This is a genomic window from Skermanella aerolata KACC 11604, from assembly GCF_000936425.1.
GTDB lineage: Bacteria > Pseudomonadota > Alphaproteobacteria > Azospirillales > Azospirillaceae > Skermanella > Skermanella aerolata.
In genome coordinates, this window is sequence record NZ_AVFK01000009.1 from 81,591 (window position 1) to 98,076 (window position 16,486).

Consider the following 16,486-nt stretch of genomic DNA (forward strand, 5'->3'; position numbering starts at 1 on the left):
AATTCGACAACGGGCTAATCAGGCATATGTCAGCTAAGCCAACCTGTAGCGTTGCAGACCAAGGTCCGGATTTATTCCGGTTCCCCTGGACAACGCGCGGCGCGGCCATTAACAGGTTAACCGGACCGGCAGCAGGCAGGTTCGCGCAGGTTGCAAAAGCCCCTTGCAGAAGGCAAAGAGCAAATTCACATGGCAAAAGACTACCGGCCGGTTTCCGCGGAAGCACAGGTCGAAGCCCTGCGTACGCTGGTCGCCGCCGTCACCGCGACCCGCGAGGGCGCTTCCCCGGAAGAAAACCTGGCGCCCGGCCTGCTCGATGTCCTGGACGGGCTGGAACCGCGTGAGTCAGCACTGGTGTCCGAACTGCTGATGAGCATCGCCTTCCGCGCCGGCAGTCAGGTATCGGAACGCTACCCCTTCATCGAATTCGCCATCCATCTCGGCCGCGCCGCCCTGGGCGACGACGAAGCAGGCAGCGACCCCTCCGGCTTCCTGAAGGACCGCCTGCCCGCTTGGGACGTCATGGAACCGGCACTCCGCACCATGCGCCGCCACGGCCGCCGCTGGTGGCAACGCAACTCCGATGGCGACCCGGTCGAACTCCTCCAGGCCTACGCCCTGGGAGCAGCCCAACTCGCCTGCCTCAGCCACGCCGACCAGGAAGAAGGCCGCCTGACCGCATCAGGGCTGCTGTTCACAGCGGCGGCGCAGATACTGACGCTGCGCAAGATCGAGGATTTGTCGGGGAGCGACGACGCCCCTTAACGCACAAGCCGCAAGTTTGGCTGTTCTAAGCCATCAAGAATTCGGCCTGCAGCTAGCATGCTGCTGGGTTTTCGGTCGAGCCAGAGCTAACGCCAGCCGAAGACGGCATAGCCTGACTCAACCGACAACATGTAAGTAAAGGCTAAGGTTAAGATTTCGCCAAATGACTTTCCAGTCGCCGCAGACGTTCAGCCGAAAGCCTTGACCCTACGCTTCTGTTTTTTTCCGTAGGTTCTTGCACCTATTCTAGCCTTACCAAACGTGTTCTTTTCCTTTTTCTGAACACCTTCAGCAGCCAACTCATGAGCTTCGACTTGGATAGCTTTAAGTGCACCAATGAGCGGCGCAAAGTACATCCGCGGAGTCTGCCAAGCGGCTAAGCGAAACTCTTTCAGGAAGCTGGTCACTTCAGCATCTCCTTAACAGCTTTAATGCCGGTTATAAACAAATCTACCACAAAAAGGGTCGCATCAAAGATCAGAATGACGTACTCCACCGCTGTGATGACCGTTATGGAAAAAGCTGAAACGTTAAGGCTTTCAAGGTAGTGCACCAGGAGCGACAACGAAACCGATGCCCCGGCAATGATGACAAAAATCATCGTACCGACCACCGTTTGGGCCAAAAAATGAACGATCGGGCTCCACCAGGGCTTGCTTAAACTGCTCAACCTCTGCCCCCCTCAAACCTTCTACACAGGGGTTCTATAGTTTCACATGATTATGACATATGATATATGTCAAAAAGCAGATAGCTTGTCTCTGTCATTCGATGGATCGAGTTAATGCAATGCGTCGAACTCCTCAGAGGAAGCACCAACTGCTCGCATGAACAACTCCTGCCAGCCTCTCACTCGGAGCGGGCACTGTAGAACAACCAAGCATCGCACTTCAATCGGTCCACTCCAATCAAGTTAATGCAGGATCTCCAGAACCAGAAATTTACCAGAAGGATTTCCAATGCAGCAAATGCGAAGATATAGAGGTGTGCATTTACTGCGTCGGATCTGGCAGATTATGCCTTGTCTGGCAGAAGATACCAAAAATCAAACATCGATGTCCTGGACGAACTTGGCGTTTTCCTGGATGAACTGGAAGCGCAGTTCCGGCTTGCGGCCCATCAGGCTTTCGACCAGTGACTTCGTCTCCTCCACCTGACCGCGCATTTCCGGGTCGTGGGTGTCGGGCACGACGACGCGGAGCAGGGTCCGCTTGGTCGGGTCCATGGTGGTTTCCTTGAGCTGCGCCGGCTGCATCTCGCCCAGGCCTTTGAAGCGGCTCAGCTCGACCTTCTTGCCGGCGAAGACTGTTTTGATCAGTTCGTCCTTGTGGGCATCGTCGCGGGCGTAGATCGATTTGCCGCCGTGGGTGACGCGGTAGAGCGGCGGCAGGGCCAGATACAGGTGGCCGTTCTGGATCAACCCGGCCATCTCACGATAGAAGAACGTCATCAGCAGCGAAGCGATGTGGGCGCCGTCCACGTCGGCGTCGGTCATGATGATGACGCGCTCGTAGCGCAGCTTTTCCGACGAGAACTCGCGGCCGGTGCCGCAGCCGAGCGCCTGGATCAGGTCGCTCAGTTCCTGGTTCCCACGCATCTTGTCGGCGCTGGCGCTCGCGACGTTCAGGATCTTGCCGCGCAGCGGCAGGATCGCCTGGGTCTCGCGGCTGCGGGCCTGCTTGGCGGAGCCGCCGGCGCTGTCGCCCTCGACCAGGAAGATCTCCGTCCCCTCCGGTGTGGTGCGGCTGCAATCGGCAAGCTTGCCGGGCAGACGGAGCCGCCGGGTCGCTGTCTTGCGCGACATCTCCTTGGCCTGGCGCTTACGCTGCCGCTCCTCCGCCTTCTCGATCAGGTAGTCGAGCAGGGCGTTGGCAGAGGCCGGATTGCCGGAAAGCCAGTGGTCGAAGTGGTCCTTGACGGCGGTGTCGACCAGCTTGGCCGCCTCCGCCGTGGCCAGCTTTTCCTTGGTTTGGCCCTGGAAAGACGGGTCGCGAATGAAGATCGACAGCAGGATCGTGGCGCCGCCGAACACGTCGTCGGCCGTGATCTGCCCCGCTCGCTTGTTGCCGACCAACTCGCCGAACGCCTTGATGCCGCGCGTCAGCGCCGTCCGCAGACCCATCTCGTGGCTGCCGCCCTGCGGAGTCGGCACGGTGTTGCAGTAGGAATGGATGAAGCCTTCCTCGTCCTCCGGCCAAGCAATCGCCCATTCCGCCCGCCCGGCATCGCCGGGGAACGGCGCCTCGCCCGCGAATGGGCCGGGAGTGACGCCCTTGCGGTCCTTCAGCGCCGCCGTCAGGTAGTCGTTCAAGCCGCCGGGGAAATGCAGCGTTTCCGAGGCCGGAGTGATCGCGTCGGCGCTCAGCAGTTCGGGATCGCAGGCCCAGCGGATCTCGACACCCTTGTAGAGATAGGCCTTGGAGCGGGCCATGCGGTAGAGCCGCTCCGGCTTGAAGGTCGCCGCCTCGCCGAAGATCATCGCGTCGGGGTGGAACTTGACCGTCGTGCCGCGCCGGTTATGCACCGGCCCCAGCCCGACCAGCCCGCCGACGGCAAGGCCCCGGCTGTAGCTTTGGGTGTAGAGCTGGCGGTCGCGCGCGATCTCCACCGTCAGGCGGTCCGACAGCGCGTTCACCACCGACATGCCGACGCCGTGCAGGCCGCCGGAGGTCGCATAGGCCTTGCCGCTGAATTTGCCGCCGGAGTGCAGCGTCGTCATGATGACTTCGAGCGCCGATTTACCGGGATATTTCGGGTGCTCGTCCACCGGGATGCCGCGCCCGTTGTCGCGAATCGTCACCGTCGAGTCGGCGGCCAGTTCCAGATCGATTCGGCTGGCGTGCCCGGCCACCGCCTCGTCCATGGCGTTGTCGAGAATTTCCGCCACCAGATGATGCAGGGCGCGCTCGTCCACGCCGCCGATATACATCCCGGGCCGGCGGCGCACGGGTTCCAACCCCTCCAGGACCTCGATATCCTGGGCGGAGTAGCTGTCGTCCTTGCGTACGGTATTCTGAAAAAGGTCGGTCATGGCCACTAATATAGGAATTAGATCACCATCCACGCAAGCGCGTGCGGTGTCGCGGGACGAATTGATTACAATATTTGGTATTAGGATTCTCACCTGAACTCAAGAGGAAGCATCGATGGCGGACAACGAACCGGATCTGGAAGGCGGCCCCGCCCTTCGGACGATCGCGATGCCGGCCGATACCAACCCCAACGGCGACATCTTCGGCGGCTGGCTGCTGGCCCAGATGGACGTGGCGGGCGGCATGGTCGCGGCGCGGCGAGCCCATGGCCGCGTCGCCACCGTCGGCATCGAGGCGATGAAGTTCCACCAGCCGGTCCTGATCGGCGACGAGGTGAGCTGCTACTGCACGATCCTGCGGATCGGCCGCACTTCCATGGCGATCAAAGTCGACACCTGGGTCCGGCGCGGCACGGCGAAGGGCGCCGTCAAGGTGACCGAGGGCGTCTTCACCTATGTCGCGATCGGAGACGACAGGCGGTCCAGGCCGGTGCCCGCCGAAGGAGATGCCTGAACCGGCAAAGGCCGAAGCCAAGCCGGAGCTGGAGCTGGAGCCAAAGTTTGTTACGCGTTGCGCCCCCGGTCCTTCGTTATAAGTAATGACGGACACGAGGAAAGTAACGACAATGCCGGAACTCCAGCCTACGGCCTGCGCTTCGCCTCCCTGTTACGCCGGCGAAGTCGATCCTGCCTATAACGGCGCCGTCTCCGACGCCGAGTTGGCGGAACTGCTGAACGCCATGCTGGAAGTCGGCCGGGCCAGCGCCAAGGCGCTGACCGCCGTCGGCGCCGAGTTCGACCAGACGGAGGTAACGGACCTCCTCACCTCCGTCCAGCGCAATCAGGCGCGCTTCTGCGGGGTGCTGACGCGCGTGCTCGTGCAGTTGGGAGCCAGCCCGTCCAACGCCACCAGCACCTTCCATGACGAGGTCGTCGGCCTCGGGGAAGTCGCAGAGCGTCTGGCCCTGCTGAACAGCGGCATGGCCTGGGTAATCGGCCAGTTCGACGCCACGCTGCCGAAGATTGCCGACGATCAGCTTCACGGCGTCCTCTCGGAATGGCGGGAGATCCACCGGAACGACCTGAAGGACTGCTCGGAACTGCTGGACTGGCTGGCCAGGCAGAAAGCAGAGAGGTCCTAAGCCGGAGCCCGGCTCGGCCTTGTCAGGATGTAGACGGCCACGGCCGTTACGATAGCGATATGAACAGCCGGCAGCACCCAGTCGGTCGCGACGAACACGATTACCAGCACGACGCTGCCATACATGCTGACGACCGAGATGAACTTCGCGGTCAGCGGGATCACGCCATGGCGGTTCCAGGCGACCAGCGGCGGTCCGAAATGCGGATGGCTGTAGATCCAGGTATGGAAGCGTTCCGAACTGCGTGAGAACGCCCAGGCGGCCACGATCAGGAAAGGCACGGTCGGCAATACCGGAAGAAAGATCCCCAGCGTGCCCAGGCCGACCATCAGGAAGCCGAGTGCCAGCAGGCAATGGCGGACGACTGGGTTCGCCGGGGCATGGCGGAACTTCTCGAAGGCTGCGGGGTGGCCGGGCGCCTGATCCGCTGGAGTCTGGTCGGGTGGAGTGGCCGTCATGGTGTCCTGAACGGGAGCAATACCAGAGCCGGGAAGTTCCGCCCTGCCGTGCGACTTTTGAAGATGGCGGAGTTGTTGGGCCACCGCCCAACCTACCAAGCAGGAGCCTGTAGGTTGGGCGGTGGCCCAACACCGGCGCGCTGACATGCCAGAACTTTCCAGCTCTCGTATAAGCCCGCACGTTCCATCCATGTAGTGATGGAACGCGGTAAAACCATCCGGCAACCCGTCATCCGGTGACGCCGGGGAACCGGTAATCCCGGAACTGCTCGCGCAGCTTCGTCTTCAAAAGCTTTCCAGTGGCGGTATGGGGCAGTTCATCCACGAAGACGACATCGTCGGGCAGCCACCATTTCGCGATCCGGCCCTCGAAGAAGGCGAGCAGCGCTTCCCGGTCCAGGCCGCTTTCGGGCCGCCGGACGACGACGAGCAAGGGCCGCTCGTCCCATTTCGGGTGCGCTATGCCGATGGCCGCCGCCTCGATTACATCGGGATGGGCGACCGCCGTGTTCTCCAGTTCGATCGAGCTGATCCACTCGCCCCCCGACTTGATCACGTCCTTGCTGCGGTCGGTGATCTGCATGTAGCCGTCGGCATCGATGGTCGCGACGTCGCCGGTTGAAAACCAGCCCTCGTCGTCATGGGCCGGCCCCGGCGGCTCGTTGTAGTATTGCGCGCAGACCCAGGGGCCGGAAACCTTCAGATGCCCGAACGCGACGCCGTCGCGGGGCAGCGGCTTGCCCTCGTCGTCGGCGATGGTCATGCGGACGCCGTAGATCGGCCGGCCCTGCTTGGCCCGGACCACCATCTTTTCGTCATCGGAAAGACCGTCCATGCGCGGCATTAGGCGGGATACCGCCCCGATCGGCGACGTCTCGGTCATTCCCCAGGCATGCACCAGTTCCACGCCGAACTCGTCCTGGAACGTCTCGATCATGGCGCGCGGCGCCGCCGAGCCGCCGACGATGGTGCGGTTAAGGGTGCTGAACCGCTTGCCGTTGTCCTGCATATGGCGGATCAGGCCGGCCCAGATGGTCGGCACGCCGGCGCTGACGGTGACGCCGCCCAGTTCCATCAGCTCATACAGGCTGGCCCCATCCATCTTCGCACCCGGAAAGACCAGCTTGGCTCCGGTCATCGGAGCCGCGTAGGGCAGGCCCCAGGCATTGACATGGAACATCGGAACCACCGGCATCACGGTATCGCGCGACGACAGGCTCAACGCGTCCGGCATGGAGATGCTGAAGCTGTGCAGCACGGTGGAGCGGTGGCAGTAGAGCACGCCCTTGGGGTTGCCGGTCGTGCCCGAGGTGTAGCACAGCGACGATGCCGTCCATTCGTCGAACTCCGGCCACTCGTAGCGGTCGGAATGGCCGTGGACCAGATCCTCGTAGCACAGCAGGTTGGGCAGCTTCGACGGGGGCATGTGGTCCCGGTCGGTTAGCACCACCACGCCCTTGACCTTGGCAAGGCTTTCCCTGATCCCTTCCAGGAGCGGAATGAACGTCAGGTCGACGAACAGATAGGTGTCTTCCGCGTGGTTGATGATGTAGGAGATCTGGGGCGGGAACAGCCGGGGGTTGATCGTATGGCAGACAGCACCCATACCCGAAACCGCGTAGTAGGTCTCGAAATGGCGATAGCCGTTCCACGCAAGCGTCCCGATCCGGTCGCCCGGCCGGACGCCGAGCGAGACCAGGGCGTTGACGAGCTGGCGGGCACGCTTGGCAGCCTCGGCATAGGTGTAGGTGTGGATGGGGCCTTCGACCGTGCGCGAAACGATCTCCGTGGCGCCGTGGTAGTCTTCCGCATGCTGGATCAGGGATGAGATCAGCAGCGGCTTGTCCATCATCAGTCCGCGCATCTGTACGTCGCCTCCCGGGCTGTTTGGTTTTGGGCTGTTTGTCCGGCCGTTCGATTTTTGCTTGGGAGCGATCATACGAAATCGTGGAGGAGTTGGACAGGCCGGCGGTTTCGGCAAGATCCGCTCACACGGTCCGCTCAGCGCGCCGACGGCAGCAGTCCTTCGTCCATGAAACGGTGCCAGACGCCGCCGGAGATCGTCCGGGATGCCGCTTCGATGTCCGGTGCGAAGTAGCGGTCGCGATCGTAGAACGGCACATCACCGCGTACGATGCTCAGCGCGTCGCGCAGGCAGGGTGAGGTTTCCAGCGGGCGGTGGAAGTCGATGCCCTGGCAGGCGGACAGCAGCTCGATCGCGACGATACCCGTCGTGTTCTCCGCCATGTCGCCTAGCCGCCGTGCCGCATGGGTCGCCATGCTGACATGGTCCTCCTGGTTGGCGGAGGTCGGCAGGCTGTCGACGCTGGCGGGATGGGCAAGCAGCTTGTTTTCCGACGCCAATGCCGCCGCCGTCACCTGGACGATCATGAAGCCGGAATTGAGGCCGCCTTCCGCCACAAGGAAGGGCGGCAGCCCGCTGAGATGGGTATCCATCAGCAAGGCGATCCGGCGCTCCGACAGCGCGCCCGTCTCTGCCAGCACCAGCGCCAGCAGGTCCGACGCAAGGGCGACCGGTTCCGCATGGAAGTTGCCGCCGGACAGGATGTCGCCGCTCTCGGGGAAGACCAGCGGGTTGTCGGTGACGGCATTGGCCTCCCGCTCCAGCACTCCGGCAGCGAACCGCAGGTGGTCCAGGCAGGCACCCATCACCTGTGGCTGGCAGCGGAGCGAGTACGGATCCTGGACCCGTTCGTCGCCGGTCAGGTGCGACTGGCGGATGGCGCTGCCCGACAGCAGGCGCCGCAGCAGCCGGGCGATGTCGATCTGACCGGGCTGCCCGCGCAGCTCATGGATGCGGGGGTCGAACGGCACGTCGCTGCCCCGGGCGGCATCGACGGACAGCCCGCCGGCGACCAGGGCCGCCGCCATGCAGTCTTCCGCCGCGAACAATCCCTGGAGCGCCAGTGCCGTCGAGACCTGGGTGCCGTTCAGCAGGGCAAGACCTTCCTTGGCCTCCAGCACCAGGGGCCGAAGGCCGGCGGCAGCCAGTCCTTCCGCTGCCGGAACGGTCCTGCCTCCGGCCGTGACCTCCCCTACCCCGATCAGCGCCGCCGTCAGGTGGGCCAGCGGCGCCAGATCGCCCGAGGCGCCGACGGAGCCCTTGGACGGGATCACCGGCAGAACGCCGTGGTTGACCAGATCCAGCAGCGACTCGATCACGACAGGCCTGACGCCGGAATGGCCGCGCGCCAGGCTGGCCGCCTTGAGGACAAGGATCAGGCGTACCGTGGCTTCGGACAAAGGCGCTCCCGTTCCGGCGGCATGGGAGAGCACCAGGCGCGACTGAAGTTCGCGCAGGCTGTCGTTCGGAATGCGCTTCCGGGCCAGCAGGCCGAATCCGGTATTGATGCCATAGGCGGCGTCGCCGCGCGCGATGACGTCGGCAACGGTCCTCGCCGCCGCTTCGACGGGCTTTTCCCAGCCGGGTTCAAGTACCACCGACAAAGTGGATGAGCGGGCGATGCGCCGCAGGAGGGACAGTGTCAGCCCGGCCGGCCGGATATGCTGAAGTTCGCTCATGCTTCGGTGCTCCCCCAGGATTGAGTCCCGGCCCCGGATCGAGCCCCGGCGCGAGCGGCGGACCGTAGCGGTCAGGCACCCAGGCGGCGGACGGCGAGATCCAGCGCGATGCGCAATTGTACCGCCGAATAAGGCTTCTGCACAAAGCCCAGAGGATACGTGGATGTGATCCGGCTCATGGTCTGGTGATCGGTATAGGCCGAAAGATAGACCGACCGGATGCCGAACTCCGCCCTCAACCGCCGGGCGGTATCTATGCCGTCCGTCGGACCGCGCAGCCGGATATCCATCAAGGCCAGTTCCGGCTTGGTGCGGCCGGCAAGTGCCAGCGCTTCCGGTTCGGACGCGGCCACACCGCAGACTTCGTAGCCCAATTCGTCCAGAGTGCAGCGAATGCCCAACGCCACCAGGGCGTCGTCCTCGACGATCATGATTCGAATCCGCTTGGCTTTCGCAGGTTCCGAATTTTCAATCATCAGGGTCTCGCGTGGCACATTCCTGAATATTCAAAGCCTGAGTAATGCAGGCCTCCATGGTCCGGCATGGATCGGAACCGGTTTCGGTGAGCAGACGCCAATCCGGCATTTCAAACAACATGTCGACCCGCAAGTCGCCGCCTGAGCATAATTTTCCGGTATTTCTTCGGCATATTTCACAGAGTCGCTACGGTGATGAATCATATCGGAAGTGGTTGGGCGGATACCTCGCAACCCGAGATTATAACGAATTTTGAGTGAGGCAAGACGTATCACCATTTCGGCGGGACAGGGCGCGAAATATAAATCCTGGCCGGTAGGATATGACCCTTCATCCTCGGTCTCTCGCCTTTCGATACATTTTAAGTTGCTTGCCAAAGGTCCTATGCTGAGTCTTAACCTTTGGTGGAAGGGCAACGAGCCAAGCCACTGAAATGGAATTCTTAATTTATTAACCAATGGTGCCTAATGGTGGTACAGCAGTGCCCTCCAGGAACCATCATGTTTCGCCGTACAAACATTATGCTCTCGCGCATCACATTGTTCGCAGCGTTCGCCTGCGCCCTGATGTTCTTCACCACGGCGGCGCGCGCCGCGCCGCCCTACGCGGAATTCCTGCTCGACCCCGCCACGGGTGCGGTCCTGCACGCGGTCAACGCCGATTCCCCGACCCAGCCGGCGTCGCTGACCAAGATGATGACCCTGTTCCTGGCATTCGACGCCCTGGACAAGGGCGATCTGGTGCTCGACCAGATGATCCCCGTGTCACGGCGCGCGCAGAACATGGCGCCGTCCAAGCTCGGCCTCGTGGCCGGCACGTCGATCCGGGTCGAGGACGCGATCCTGGGACTGGTCACCCGGTCCGCCAACGATGCCTCGGTCGTCCTGGCCGAAGCGATCGGCGGGACCGAAGAGCAGTTCGCCGAAATGATGACGATGAAGGCGCGGATGCTGGGCATGCGCAATACGAGCTTTCACAATGCTTCCGGCTTGCCCAACAGCCGGCAGATCACGACGGCGCGCGACATCGCGGCGCTTTCCCAGGCGCTCATCAAGGGCCATGCCCGGCACTATCCGTATTTCAGCCGCACCAGCTTCACCTATAATGGCGCTCCGGTTCAGACGCACAACCGCCTGATGAGCCGGTACGACGGCATGGACGGCATCAAGACCGGCTTCGTCAATGCCTCGGGCTTCAATCTGGCGGGAACGGCAGTTCGCAACGGCCGCCGGCTGATCGCCGTCGTGCTGGGCGGCCGGACCTCCAAGGAGCGCGACAACCGTGTCGCCGCCTTGCTCGACCATGGTTTCGGCGTCGCCCCGCTCCGGCCGAACGTCTCCACCATCGAAGTCGCGGCGGCGGTCCCCGCGGTCCGGTCGGCGATCAAGGCCGCGGTGCAGCCGCCGGTCCGTCAACAGGCGCAGAAGCCGCTCCGCGAACAGCCGAAGCCGGTCGCCAAGACCAAGGCGGCACCGGCCAAGCCGGGTTCCTGGACGATCCAGGTGGGCAGCTTCAAGAGCCAGAAGGCCGGACAGGCCGGGCTGGACACGACCGGCAAGGTCATCCCAGCACAGTTGAAGGGTGCGGGCAGCACGGTGGTGAAGGGCAGGAACGGCTCTTTCCAGGCGCGCTTCACGGGCTTGACCAAGACTGCCGCCGAACAGGCGTGTTCCCGCCTGGAAGCCAAAGGTCAGGATTGCCTGGTGCTGGCGCCTCGCAACTGAGCCTTCTCCCCTGACAGGGCCTGCAAAGGGCCGGGTGCCCCAGCGGCACCCGGCCCTTTTTGCGTCACAGCCCGAAGGTACGCGAATCCAGATCCAGGATCCTGGCCACTTCCAGGGCCGCGTCGCGCTCCGGCGGTGTCAGGTCGCCGTCATGGCAGGCGCGGGCGACATGCAGGGCGGCGTTCAGCACGGTGGCTTTCTGATCGTCCGGCGCATCGGACGCAAAATCGGCGAGTACCGCCAGGGCCCGGTCATGGCCGTACTCCGCGTCGCGGTCGAAGTTCGACATATGCAGGCCGACGACGCGATGGATATCGTCGGCCGTAGCCGGATCGCCCATCAGGCATTTCAGCGCCTCGTCGTCGATTTCCTTAAGTTCCTTGGGTTCCACCGCCCCGTCGGCGAAAGCGATCATCGCGCCCGCCGCGATCACCGCCGGCACGAGAGCCGGCAGCGCATCGGCTTCGATATCGATGTCGCCGAGATGGCTCACCAAGCTGTCGATGAATGACATGATCGTTCCCCTGCCCTGAATTACGGTGCCGTCGGCGGCATCCTGACCGCTATCCGCGTCATGCTGCCGGTGATTGCCGGCCACCAGTCATGGTTAGAAGCTCGCGGGCGGTCAATACCACGATCGGCAGTTCATCCCGGCAGGACAGCAGATGCGCGTCAGCGCTTACTACGACGGCACCGGCCGCGGCAGCCAGTGCGGCGAACTTGCGGTCTTCCGGGTCTTCGATCCGGCTGAACCGATCCGGTCTCGTCTCGCCCCGGTATTCCCCCGCGGAGTCGAACAGACCTCGAAACCCTTCCCAGTCAAGGCGCGGGATGCGCCGAAGCACGGCCTCGTTTTCCCGCCGCGTCTCCTCGTTCCAGACCAGACGGAAGTCTCCGCGGCGGACCACCTCGACAAGCCTGCCGGCGGCGCTCGTAGCTCTGAACCCGGCGGCGACGAGGACATTCGTATCGAGGATCACGCGCGGCGGAGCGATGACTTCGGCATCGGTCACCGCGAGCACGGCTCCATCACGGGTTTGCTCTTGTTGTGACCGCTCCCGTGTGGACGGTGGACTCCGGCTCCATGATGAGGACGATCATGATTGTGGTTGTGGCTATGTCCGTGGCCGGCATGATCGTCACTGTGGATCCTGAGCTTGCGTTCCGCCGCCTCCCTGAAGGCATGCTTGACCGACTCCGGCCGCCTGACCCAGGCTACGCCCGTCCGGTCGCTTTCCTCATAAAGCCTTTGCGCCAGTTCCTCGCGCAGCTTGACATCGATTCTCATCGCGTCCGTCTCCTTGCACTTGGCCAACACAGGGGCAACACGTGCCCGATGACGCCGTTGCGTCCCAAGCGGTCACCCATGCGATTTCGAGGCATGTTGTCCCAGTACCGCAGAACCGATCCTTGAAGGATGGTTTCGTCGTCCAGGATACGCCACTGATGTAGGTGCCGGGACATCGGCGATCAGGCTGACCGCGCAATTTCCCAGGCGGTGTGATCGCAGAGTCCCATAAGCGCCCGTTCCATCCGGAGCGGTCGACATATTGACCTTCCAGCCGCGGAAAGGTTTAGCCTCATGCCCGCGCAAGCTCCTTTGCGGCAGTTCCGGAGATCGACGACCATGAAACCACTGGCAAGCATTCCCGTCCTGGCGGCACTCCTTGGATGCACGGTCCTGGCAGGACCGGCTTTCGCCCAGCAGGCTCCCGCGATGGACCATTCGGCTCATGAAATGCCGGCTTCGGGCAATCCGGTGATCGACGAGTTCCGCATGGCCAACGAGAAGATGCACAAGGACATGGGCGTCGCCCTGAGCGGCGATGCGGACCGCGACTTCGCCCTGAGCATGATCCCGCACCATCAGGGCGCCATCGAAATGGCGCGGATCGCGCTGAAGCATGGCAAGGACCCGGAGATCCGAAAACTGGCTGAAGACGTCGTCAGCGCCCAGGAAGGTGAAATCGCGCAGCTCAAGGAATGGCTGGCCCGTCACCCCAAATAGGGCCGGTCAGACCCGGTGCTTCCCCGGGTGTGCCTGCTCCTCCGCTGCCTCCGCGGAGGAAGCGCCAGCGGGCCGTGACAGCAAGCCATCGTCGTCCCAGGCATCGTCGGCATCGTTGTCGTCACGCTGGGCGAACAGCAGTGCGTTGGAATGTGCCGGCGCCTGGAACGGATCGGGTGCCGCGTCCTCGAGCTGTGCGAATCTCTCCTGATCCGCCGCCATGCGCTTGGTCAGCCGGTTGACGACTTCCAGGGCGCTCAAGGCGTGGCCCTGCTTGTCGTGGAACAGGTTCCGGTTGGCGGCGGCGGCCGACGGCAGCACGTCACGGGCGGCGGTGCCCGGCGTCTTTTCGGACGCGCTGATCAGGCGGGCAGCTCCGCTCGGTCCCATGATGTATGCGATCCGCCCTTCTATCGTGGACGCGGGTCGCCCGAGCATCTTGCCCAAGCGCTCCTTGCCTTCGCCGAGATAACGGGCGGCCATGCCCGCGGAAATATTGGGATCTTCCCGCAATGCAAGGATCTGCTTCCGCAACGCCGGATCGCGCACGGTCGGGACGCCCTTCACGACCGTGATCTTCTCGGCCGTATCCCCAAGCCCGAATGCGGAACCATGGCGGCGGACAAGGTCGAGCCAAGTCCGCTCGATGAACTGGAAAGGTCCCGTCGCCGTGCTCTTGCGGTTGCGTGCCTTGACGTCCAGCCCGCTTTCCTGCTGGGCCTGCGACAGAAGCGCCGCGAAGCTGTGACCCGACAGGCCCGCAACGGAGCGAATCGCCCCGATAACGGGCTCCTCCGAAGAGGCGGAAGAAGCGGCGGCCATGGGCTTGCGGCCAGGGACCGGATTGCTCGTCGCCTTCAGCGTCGAGGCGAAATCGGTGCCGGGCTTGCGGTCCGGTACCGGCGGCTGCCAGCTGGCGGCCGGCGTCACGGGCTTCTTGCCGGGAAGCGGCGTCAATCGCGGATCAGCGGCCATCGTTCAGCATCTGTTGGACATCATGTCTGCCAGACTAGTCTAAAGGGGTAAACAGTTCGTGAGAAGCACATTCACGCCCGCCCTGCACCGATCCTCAGGTTTCCGGTTCCATGCGCGCGGCGAATTGGCACATCTAAAGTGGGAGGGCTTCAACCCGTCTGGCTAAAGCACCCGATCCAACATATACCAGCGGTCAGGATTCCTGTTGCATTGCAGCATCGACGCGACGGGAGATCCGACATTTTCCCGACTGGTGAGAATCCCTCATGAATGCTCTCTTTTCCCGCTTCAAGATCGGTTTCCGCATCTACTTCGGATTCGCGCTCGTCCTAGGTTTACTGGGCATCGTGGGAGGCTATGGCATTTACGAGCTGTCGGAGACGAAGAACCATTTCGAGGAATATGGCTCGACGTCGGCCGACACCGGCCGGGTACTGACCATCAGCATGAACTTCGCGGAGCTTCGCCGGGCGGTGCTGCTGCATATCAGCGACGGCGGAGCCGCTTCGTCCAGCTATGCCGAGCATGAGTTGGGGCTGATCGCCAGCGGCCTCGATCACATGCTGTCCGTCACGCAGGATCCCGCCAGCCGGGCGCGCCTCGAAAGGATGCTCCGGCTTGCCAAGGAATATGGCGATGGCTTCGCCAAGGTGAAGCGGGCTCGAAGCACTCGGGAATCGCTGGTCGAACAAAAGCTGAGGCCTGCGGGCGACAAGCTGGTTTCCAACCTGTCCAACCTGATCGCTGGCGCCACCGCCGAAGGCGAACTGGAACTTGCCGGTCTCGCAGGCGTGGCGCAGGAGCATTTCATGTATGCCCGGTTGAGCGCCACCCAGTTCCTGAGCGCTCCCGACACGGCCCTGGTGGAAGCGGTGACCAAGCGGATCGAGGCATTCAAGCCGGCGGCGGAACGGCTCGCCGCGTGGCTGGAGGAGCCGAGGCGGCAAGCCGCCGTCAAGGAAGCGCAGGAGCTTTCTGAAGTCTATCTCGCGACCTTTGCCGAGATGGCGGGCACGGCGCTGGAAATGAACCGCCTCGCCTTCGTTGCGATGCCCGAACTGGCGGCGGAGTTCGATGGCTTGGCGAAGGAGACGGTCCGGATGTGGACCACCACCCTGGAACAGACCGAGCGGGAAACGCTGAACCGCATCGACACGACGATCCAGGGAAGCATGGCGCTCAGCGCATTGTCGCTCATCCTGGGCATGGCCCTCGCCTCGCTGATCGCACGCAGCATCGTGGCCCCCGTCAAGAACATGACCGGCACCATGACCCGCCTGGCCGCAGGCGACCGGAGCGTCGAGGTCGAGGGCCGCACCTTCGCCGACGAGGTCGGCGAGATGGCCCGCGCCGTCCAGATCTTCAAGGACAACGCGATCCGCACCGAAGCCCTTCAGGCGGAGCAGCAGTTTCAGGAACAGCGCTCGGTGGAAGAGCGGCGCAAGGCCATGCTGGATCTGGCCGACGACTTCGAAAACCACGTCAACGGCGTGGTGACACATGTCGCGACGTCGTCGGGCGACATGACGGCCACCGCCACCACCATGTCCTCGGCGGCTCAACAAGCGACCCAGCAGGCCAACGCCGTCGCCAACGCCGCCGACCACGCTTCCTCCAACGTACAGACCGTGGCGGCGGCGGCCGAGGAACTGGCGGCTTCCATCGCGGAGATTGGCCGTCAGGTCGAGCAGTCTTCGCGGACGATCCAGCATGCCGTGGAAAAGGCCCGGCGCACCAACGAGATCGTCGGCAGCCTGTCGGACGCCGCGCAGAAGATCGGCGAAGTCGTGGGCCTGATCAACACGATCGCCGGCCAGACCAACCTGCTGGCGCTGAACGCGACGATCGAGGCGGCGCGCGCCGGCGATGCCGGCAAGGGCTTCGCGGTGGTGGCGAGCGAGGTCAAGAACCTCGCCAACCAGACGGCCAAGGCAACCGACGACATCTCGATGCAGATCGCCGCCGTGCAGGCGGCGACCGGCCAGGCCGTGGACGCGATCCAGGATATCCTGCACACCATCGACGAGGTCAGCAGCACGTCGGCCGCCATCGCCGCATCGGTCGAGCAGCAGCAGTCCGCCACCGGCGAGATCGCCCGCAATGTCGAGCAGGCCGCCGCCGGCACCAGCGAGGTTGCGGCCAACATCGCCGGCGTCACCGCCGCCGCCGACGCCTCGCGCGCAACCGCCGAGCAGGTCCTGCGTGAATCGTCGGAACTGACGCGCCAGTCCGGGGTCCTGCGGCAGGCGGTGGACGAGTTCATCACCAAGGTCCGCGTCGCCTGAACCGGGCGAGATCGGGAGCGGGACGTGAAAATTCCTGAGACTGTGGCGCGCTTCGTCTCCGATGGGGGTTAATCGCGG

At 63.6% G+C, this 16,486-nt stretch carries 17 protein-coding genes; 6 read left to right on the plus strand and 11 right to left on the minus strand.

Going from position 1 to position 16,486, the window contains the following annotated elements; translation table 11 throughout:
* The first annotated feature begins 189 nt into the window (after positions 1–189).
* Positions 190–765: a hypothetical protein gene (locus N826_RS13535; RefSeq protein WP_044429562.1), complete on the plus strand. Its 576-nt coding sequence runs from the start codon at positions 190–192 to the stop codon at positions 763–765.
* 188 nt (positions 766–953) lie between these two features.
* Here the strand turns inward: N826_RS13535 and N826_RS13540 are convergent, their stop codons facing one another.
* From N826_RS13540 to parE, 3 genes are all read right to left on the minus strand, one after another.
* Positions 954–1,172 carry a hypothetical protein gene (locus tag N826_RS13540; protein WP_044429563.1) on the minus strand — a complete coding sequence of 73 codons (219 nt, stop codon included), beginning with the start codon at positions 1,170–1,172 and terminating at the stop codon, positions 954–956.
* The gene (locus N826_RS13545; protein ID WP_044429564.1) at positions 1,169–1,435 is read right to left on the minus strand and encodes a hypothetical protein; all 267 of its coding nucleotides are present in this window, start codon (positions 1,433–1,435) and stop codon (positions 1,169–1,171) included. The genes N826_RS13540 and N826_RS13545 overlap by 4 nt, the downstream gene beginning before the upstream one ends.
* Before the next feature lie 375 nt (positions 1,436–1,810).
* Positions 1,811–3,796, minus strand: coding sequence for a DNA topoisomerase IV subunit B (gene parE, locus N826_RS13550; protein WP_044429565.1), 1,986 nt, complete (start codon positions 3,794–3,796; stop codon positions 1,811–1,813).
* Positions 3,797–3,911: 115 nt separating this feature from the next.
* On the opposite strand from parE, the gene N826_RS13555 reads away from it, so the two are divergent.
* On the plus strand, positions 3,912–4,310 hold the full coding sequence (locus N826_RS13555; protein ID WP_044429566.1) for an acyl-CoA thioesterase: 399 nt from the start codon (positions 3,912–3,914) through the stop codon (positions 4,308–4,310).
* A 112-nt stretch (positions 4,311–4,422) separates the two neighbouring features.
* On the plus strand, positions 4,423–4,938 hold the full coding sequence (locus N826_RS13560; protein ID WP_044429568.1) for a DUF6306 domain-containing protein: 516 nt from the start codon (positions 4,423–4,425) through the stop codon (positions 4,936–4,938).
* Here N826_RS13560 and N826_RS41675 read toward each other — a convergent pair.
* From N826_RS41675 to N826_RS13580, 4 genes are all read right to left on the minus strand, one after another.
* A complete protein-coding gene (locus N826_RS41675) occupies positions 4,935–5,396 on the minus strand; it encodes a YbaN family protein (RefSeq protein WP_052831194.1) in 462 nt (153 codons plus the stop codon). The genes N826_RS13560 and N826_RS41675 overlap by 4 nt on opposite strands.
* A gap of 229 nt (positions 5,397–5,625) precedes the next feature.
* A complete protein-coding gene (locus N826_RS13570; protein WP_211099275.1) occupies positions 5,626–7,260 on the minus strand; it encodes a 3-(methylthio)propionyl-CoA ligase in 1,635 nt (544 codons plus the stop codon).
* A 137-nt stretch (positions 7,261–7,397) separates the two neighbouring features.
* Positions 7,398–8,939: a histidine ammonia-lyase gene (gene hutH / locus N826_RS13575; protein ID WP_044429569.1), complete on the minus strand. Its 1,542-nt coding sequence runs from the start codon at positions 8,937–8,939 to the stop codon at positions 7,398–7,400.
* A 71-nt stretch (positions 8,940–9,010) separates the two neighbouring features.
* Positions 9,011–9,370, minus strand: coding sequence for a response regulator (locus N826_RS13580; RefSeq protein ID WP_244619602.1), 360 nt, complete (start codon positions 9,368–9,370; stop codon positions 9,011–9,013).
* Between the two features lie 546 nt (positions 9,371–9,916).
* Here N826_RS13580 and N826_RS13585 point away from each other — a divergent pair.
* The gene (locus tag N826_RS13585; protein WP_063772255.1) at positions 9,917–11,140 is read left to right on the plus strand and encodes a serine hydrolase; all 1,224 of its coding nucleotides are present in this window, start codon (positions 9,917–9,919) and stop codon (positions 11,138–11,140) included.
* Positions 11,141–11,204: 64 nt separating this feature from the next.
* On the opposite strand, the gene N826_RS13590 is transcribed toward N826_RS13585, so the two are convergent.
* The 3 genes from N826_RS13590 to N826_RS13600 are packed head-to-tail and all read right to left on the minus strand — an operon-like array spanning position 11,205 to position 12,428.
* The gene (locus tag N826_RS13590; protein ID WP_044429573.1) at positions 11,205–11,654 is read right to left on the minus strand and encodes a TerB family tellurite resistance protein; all 450 of its coding nucleotides are present in this window, start codon (positions 11,652–11,654) and stop codon (positions 11,205–11,207) included.
* 58 nt (positions 11,655–11,712) lie between these two features.
* Complete coding sequence (locus N826_RS13595; RefSeq protein ID WP_169789347.1) at positions 11,713–12,153, minus strand: PIN domain-containing protein; 441 nt, start codon at positions 12,151–12,153, stop codon at positions 11,713–11,715.
* On the minus strand, positions 12,150–12,428 hold the full coding sequence (locus N826_RS13600; RefSeq protein ID WP_044429576.1) for a hypothetical protein: 279 nt from the start codon (positions 12,426–12,428) through the stop codon (positions 12,150–12,152). Before N826_RS13600 ends, N826_RS13595 begins: the two co-directional genes overlap by 4 nt.
* Before the next feature lie 339 nt (positions 12,429–12,767).
* Between N826_RS13600 and copM the strand changes: the two genes are divergently transcribed.
* The gene (gene copM, locus N826_RS13605; protein WP_044429577.1) at positions 12,768–13,148 is read left to right on the plus strand and encodes a CopM family metallochaperone; all 381 of its coding nucleotides are present in this window, start codon (positions 12,768–12,770) and stop codon (positions 13,146–13,148) included.
* 6 nt (positions 13,149–13,154) lie between these two features.
* Here the strand turns inward: copM and N826_RS39965 are convergent, their stop codons facing one another.
* A complete protein-coding gene (locus tag N826_RS39965) occupies positions 13,155–14,123 on the minus strand; it encodes a lytic transglycosylase domain-containing protein (protein WP_052831197.1) in 969 nt (322 codons plus the stop codon).
* Between the two features lie 266 nt (positions 14,124–14,389).
* Here N826_RS39965 and N826_RS13615 point away from each other — a divergent pair, with 266 nt between their 5' ends.
* The gene (locus N826_RS13615) at positions 14,390–16,408 is read left to right on the plus strand and encodes a methyl-accepting chemotaxis protein (RefSeq protein WP_052831199.1); all 2,019 of its coding nucleotides are present in this window, start codon (positions 14,390–14,392) and stop codon (positions 16,406–16,408) included.
* Positions 16,409–16,486 lie beyond the last annotated feature (78 nt).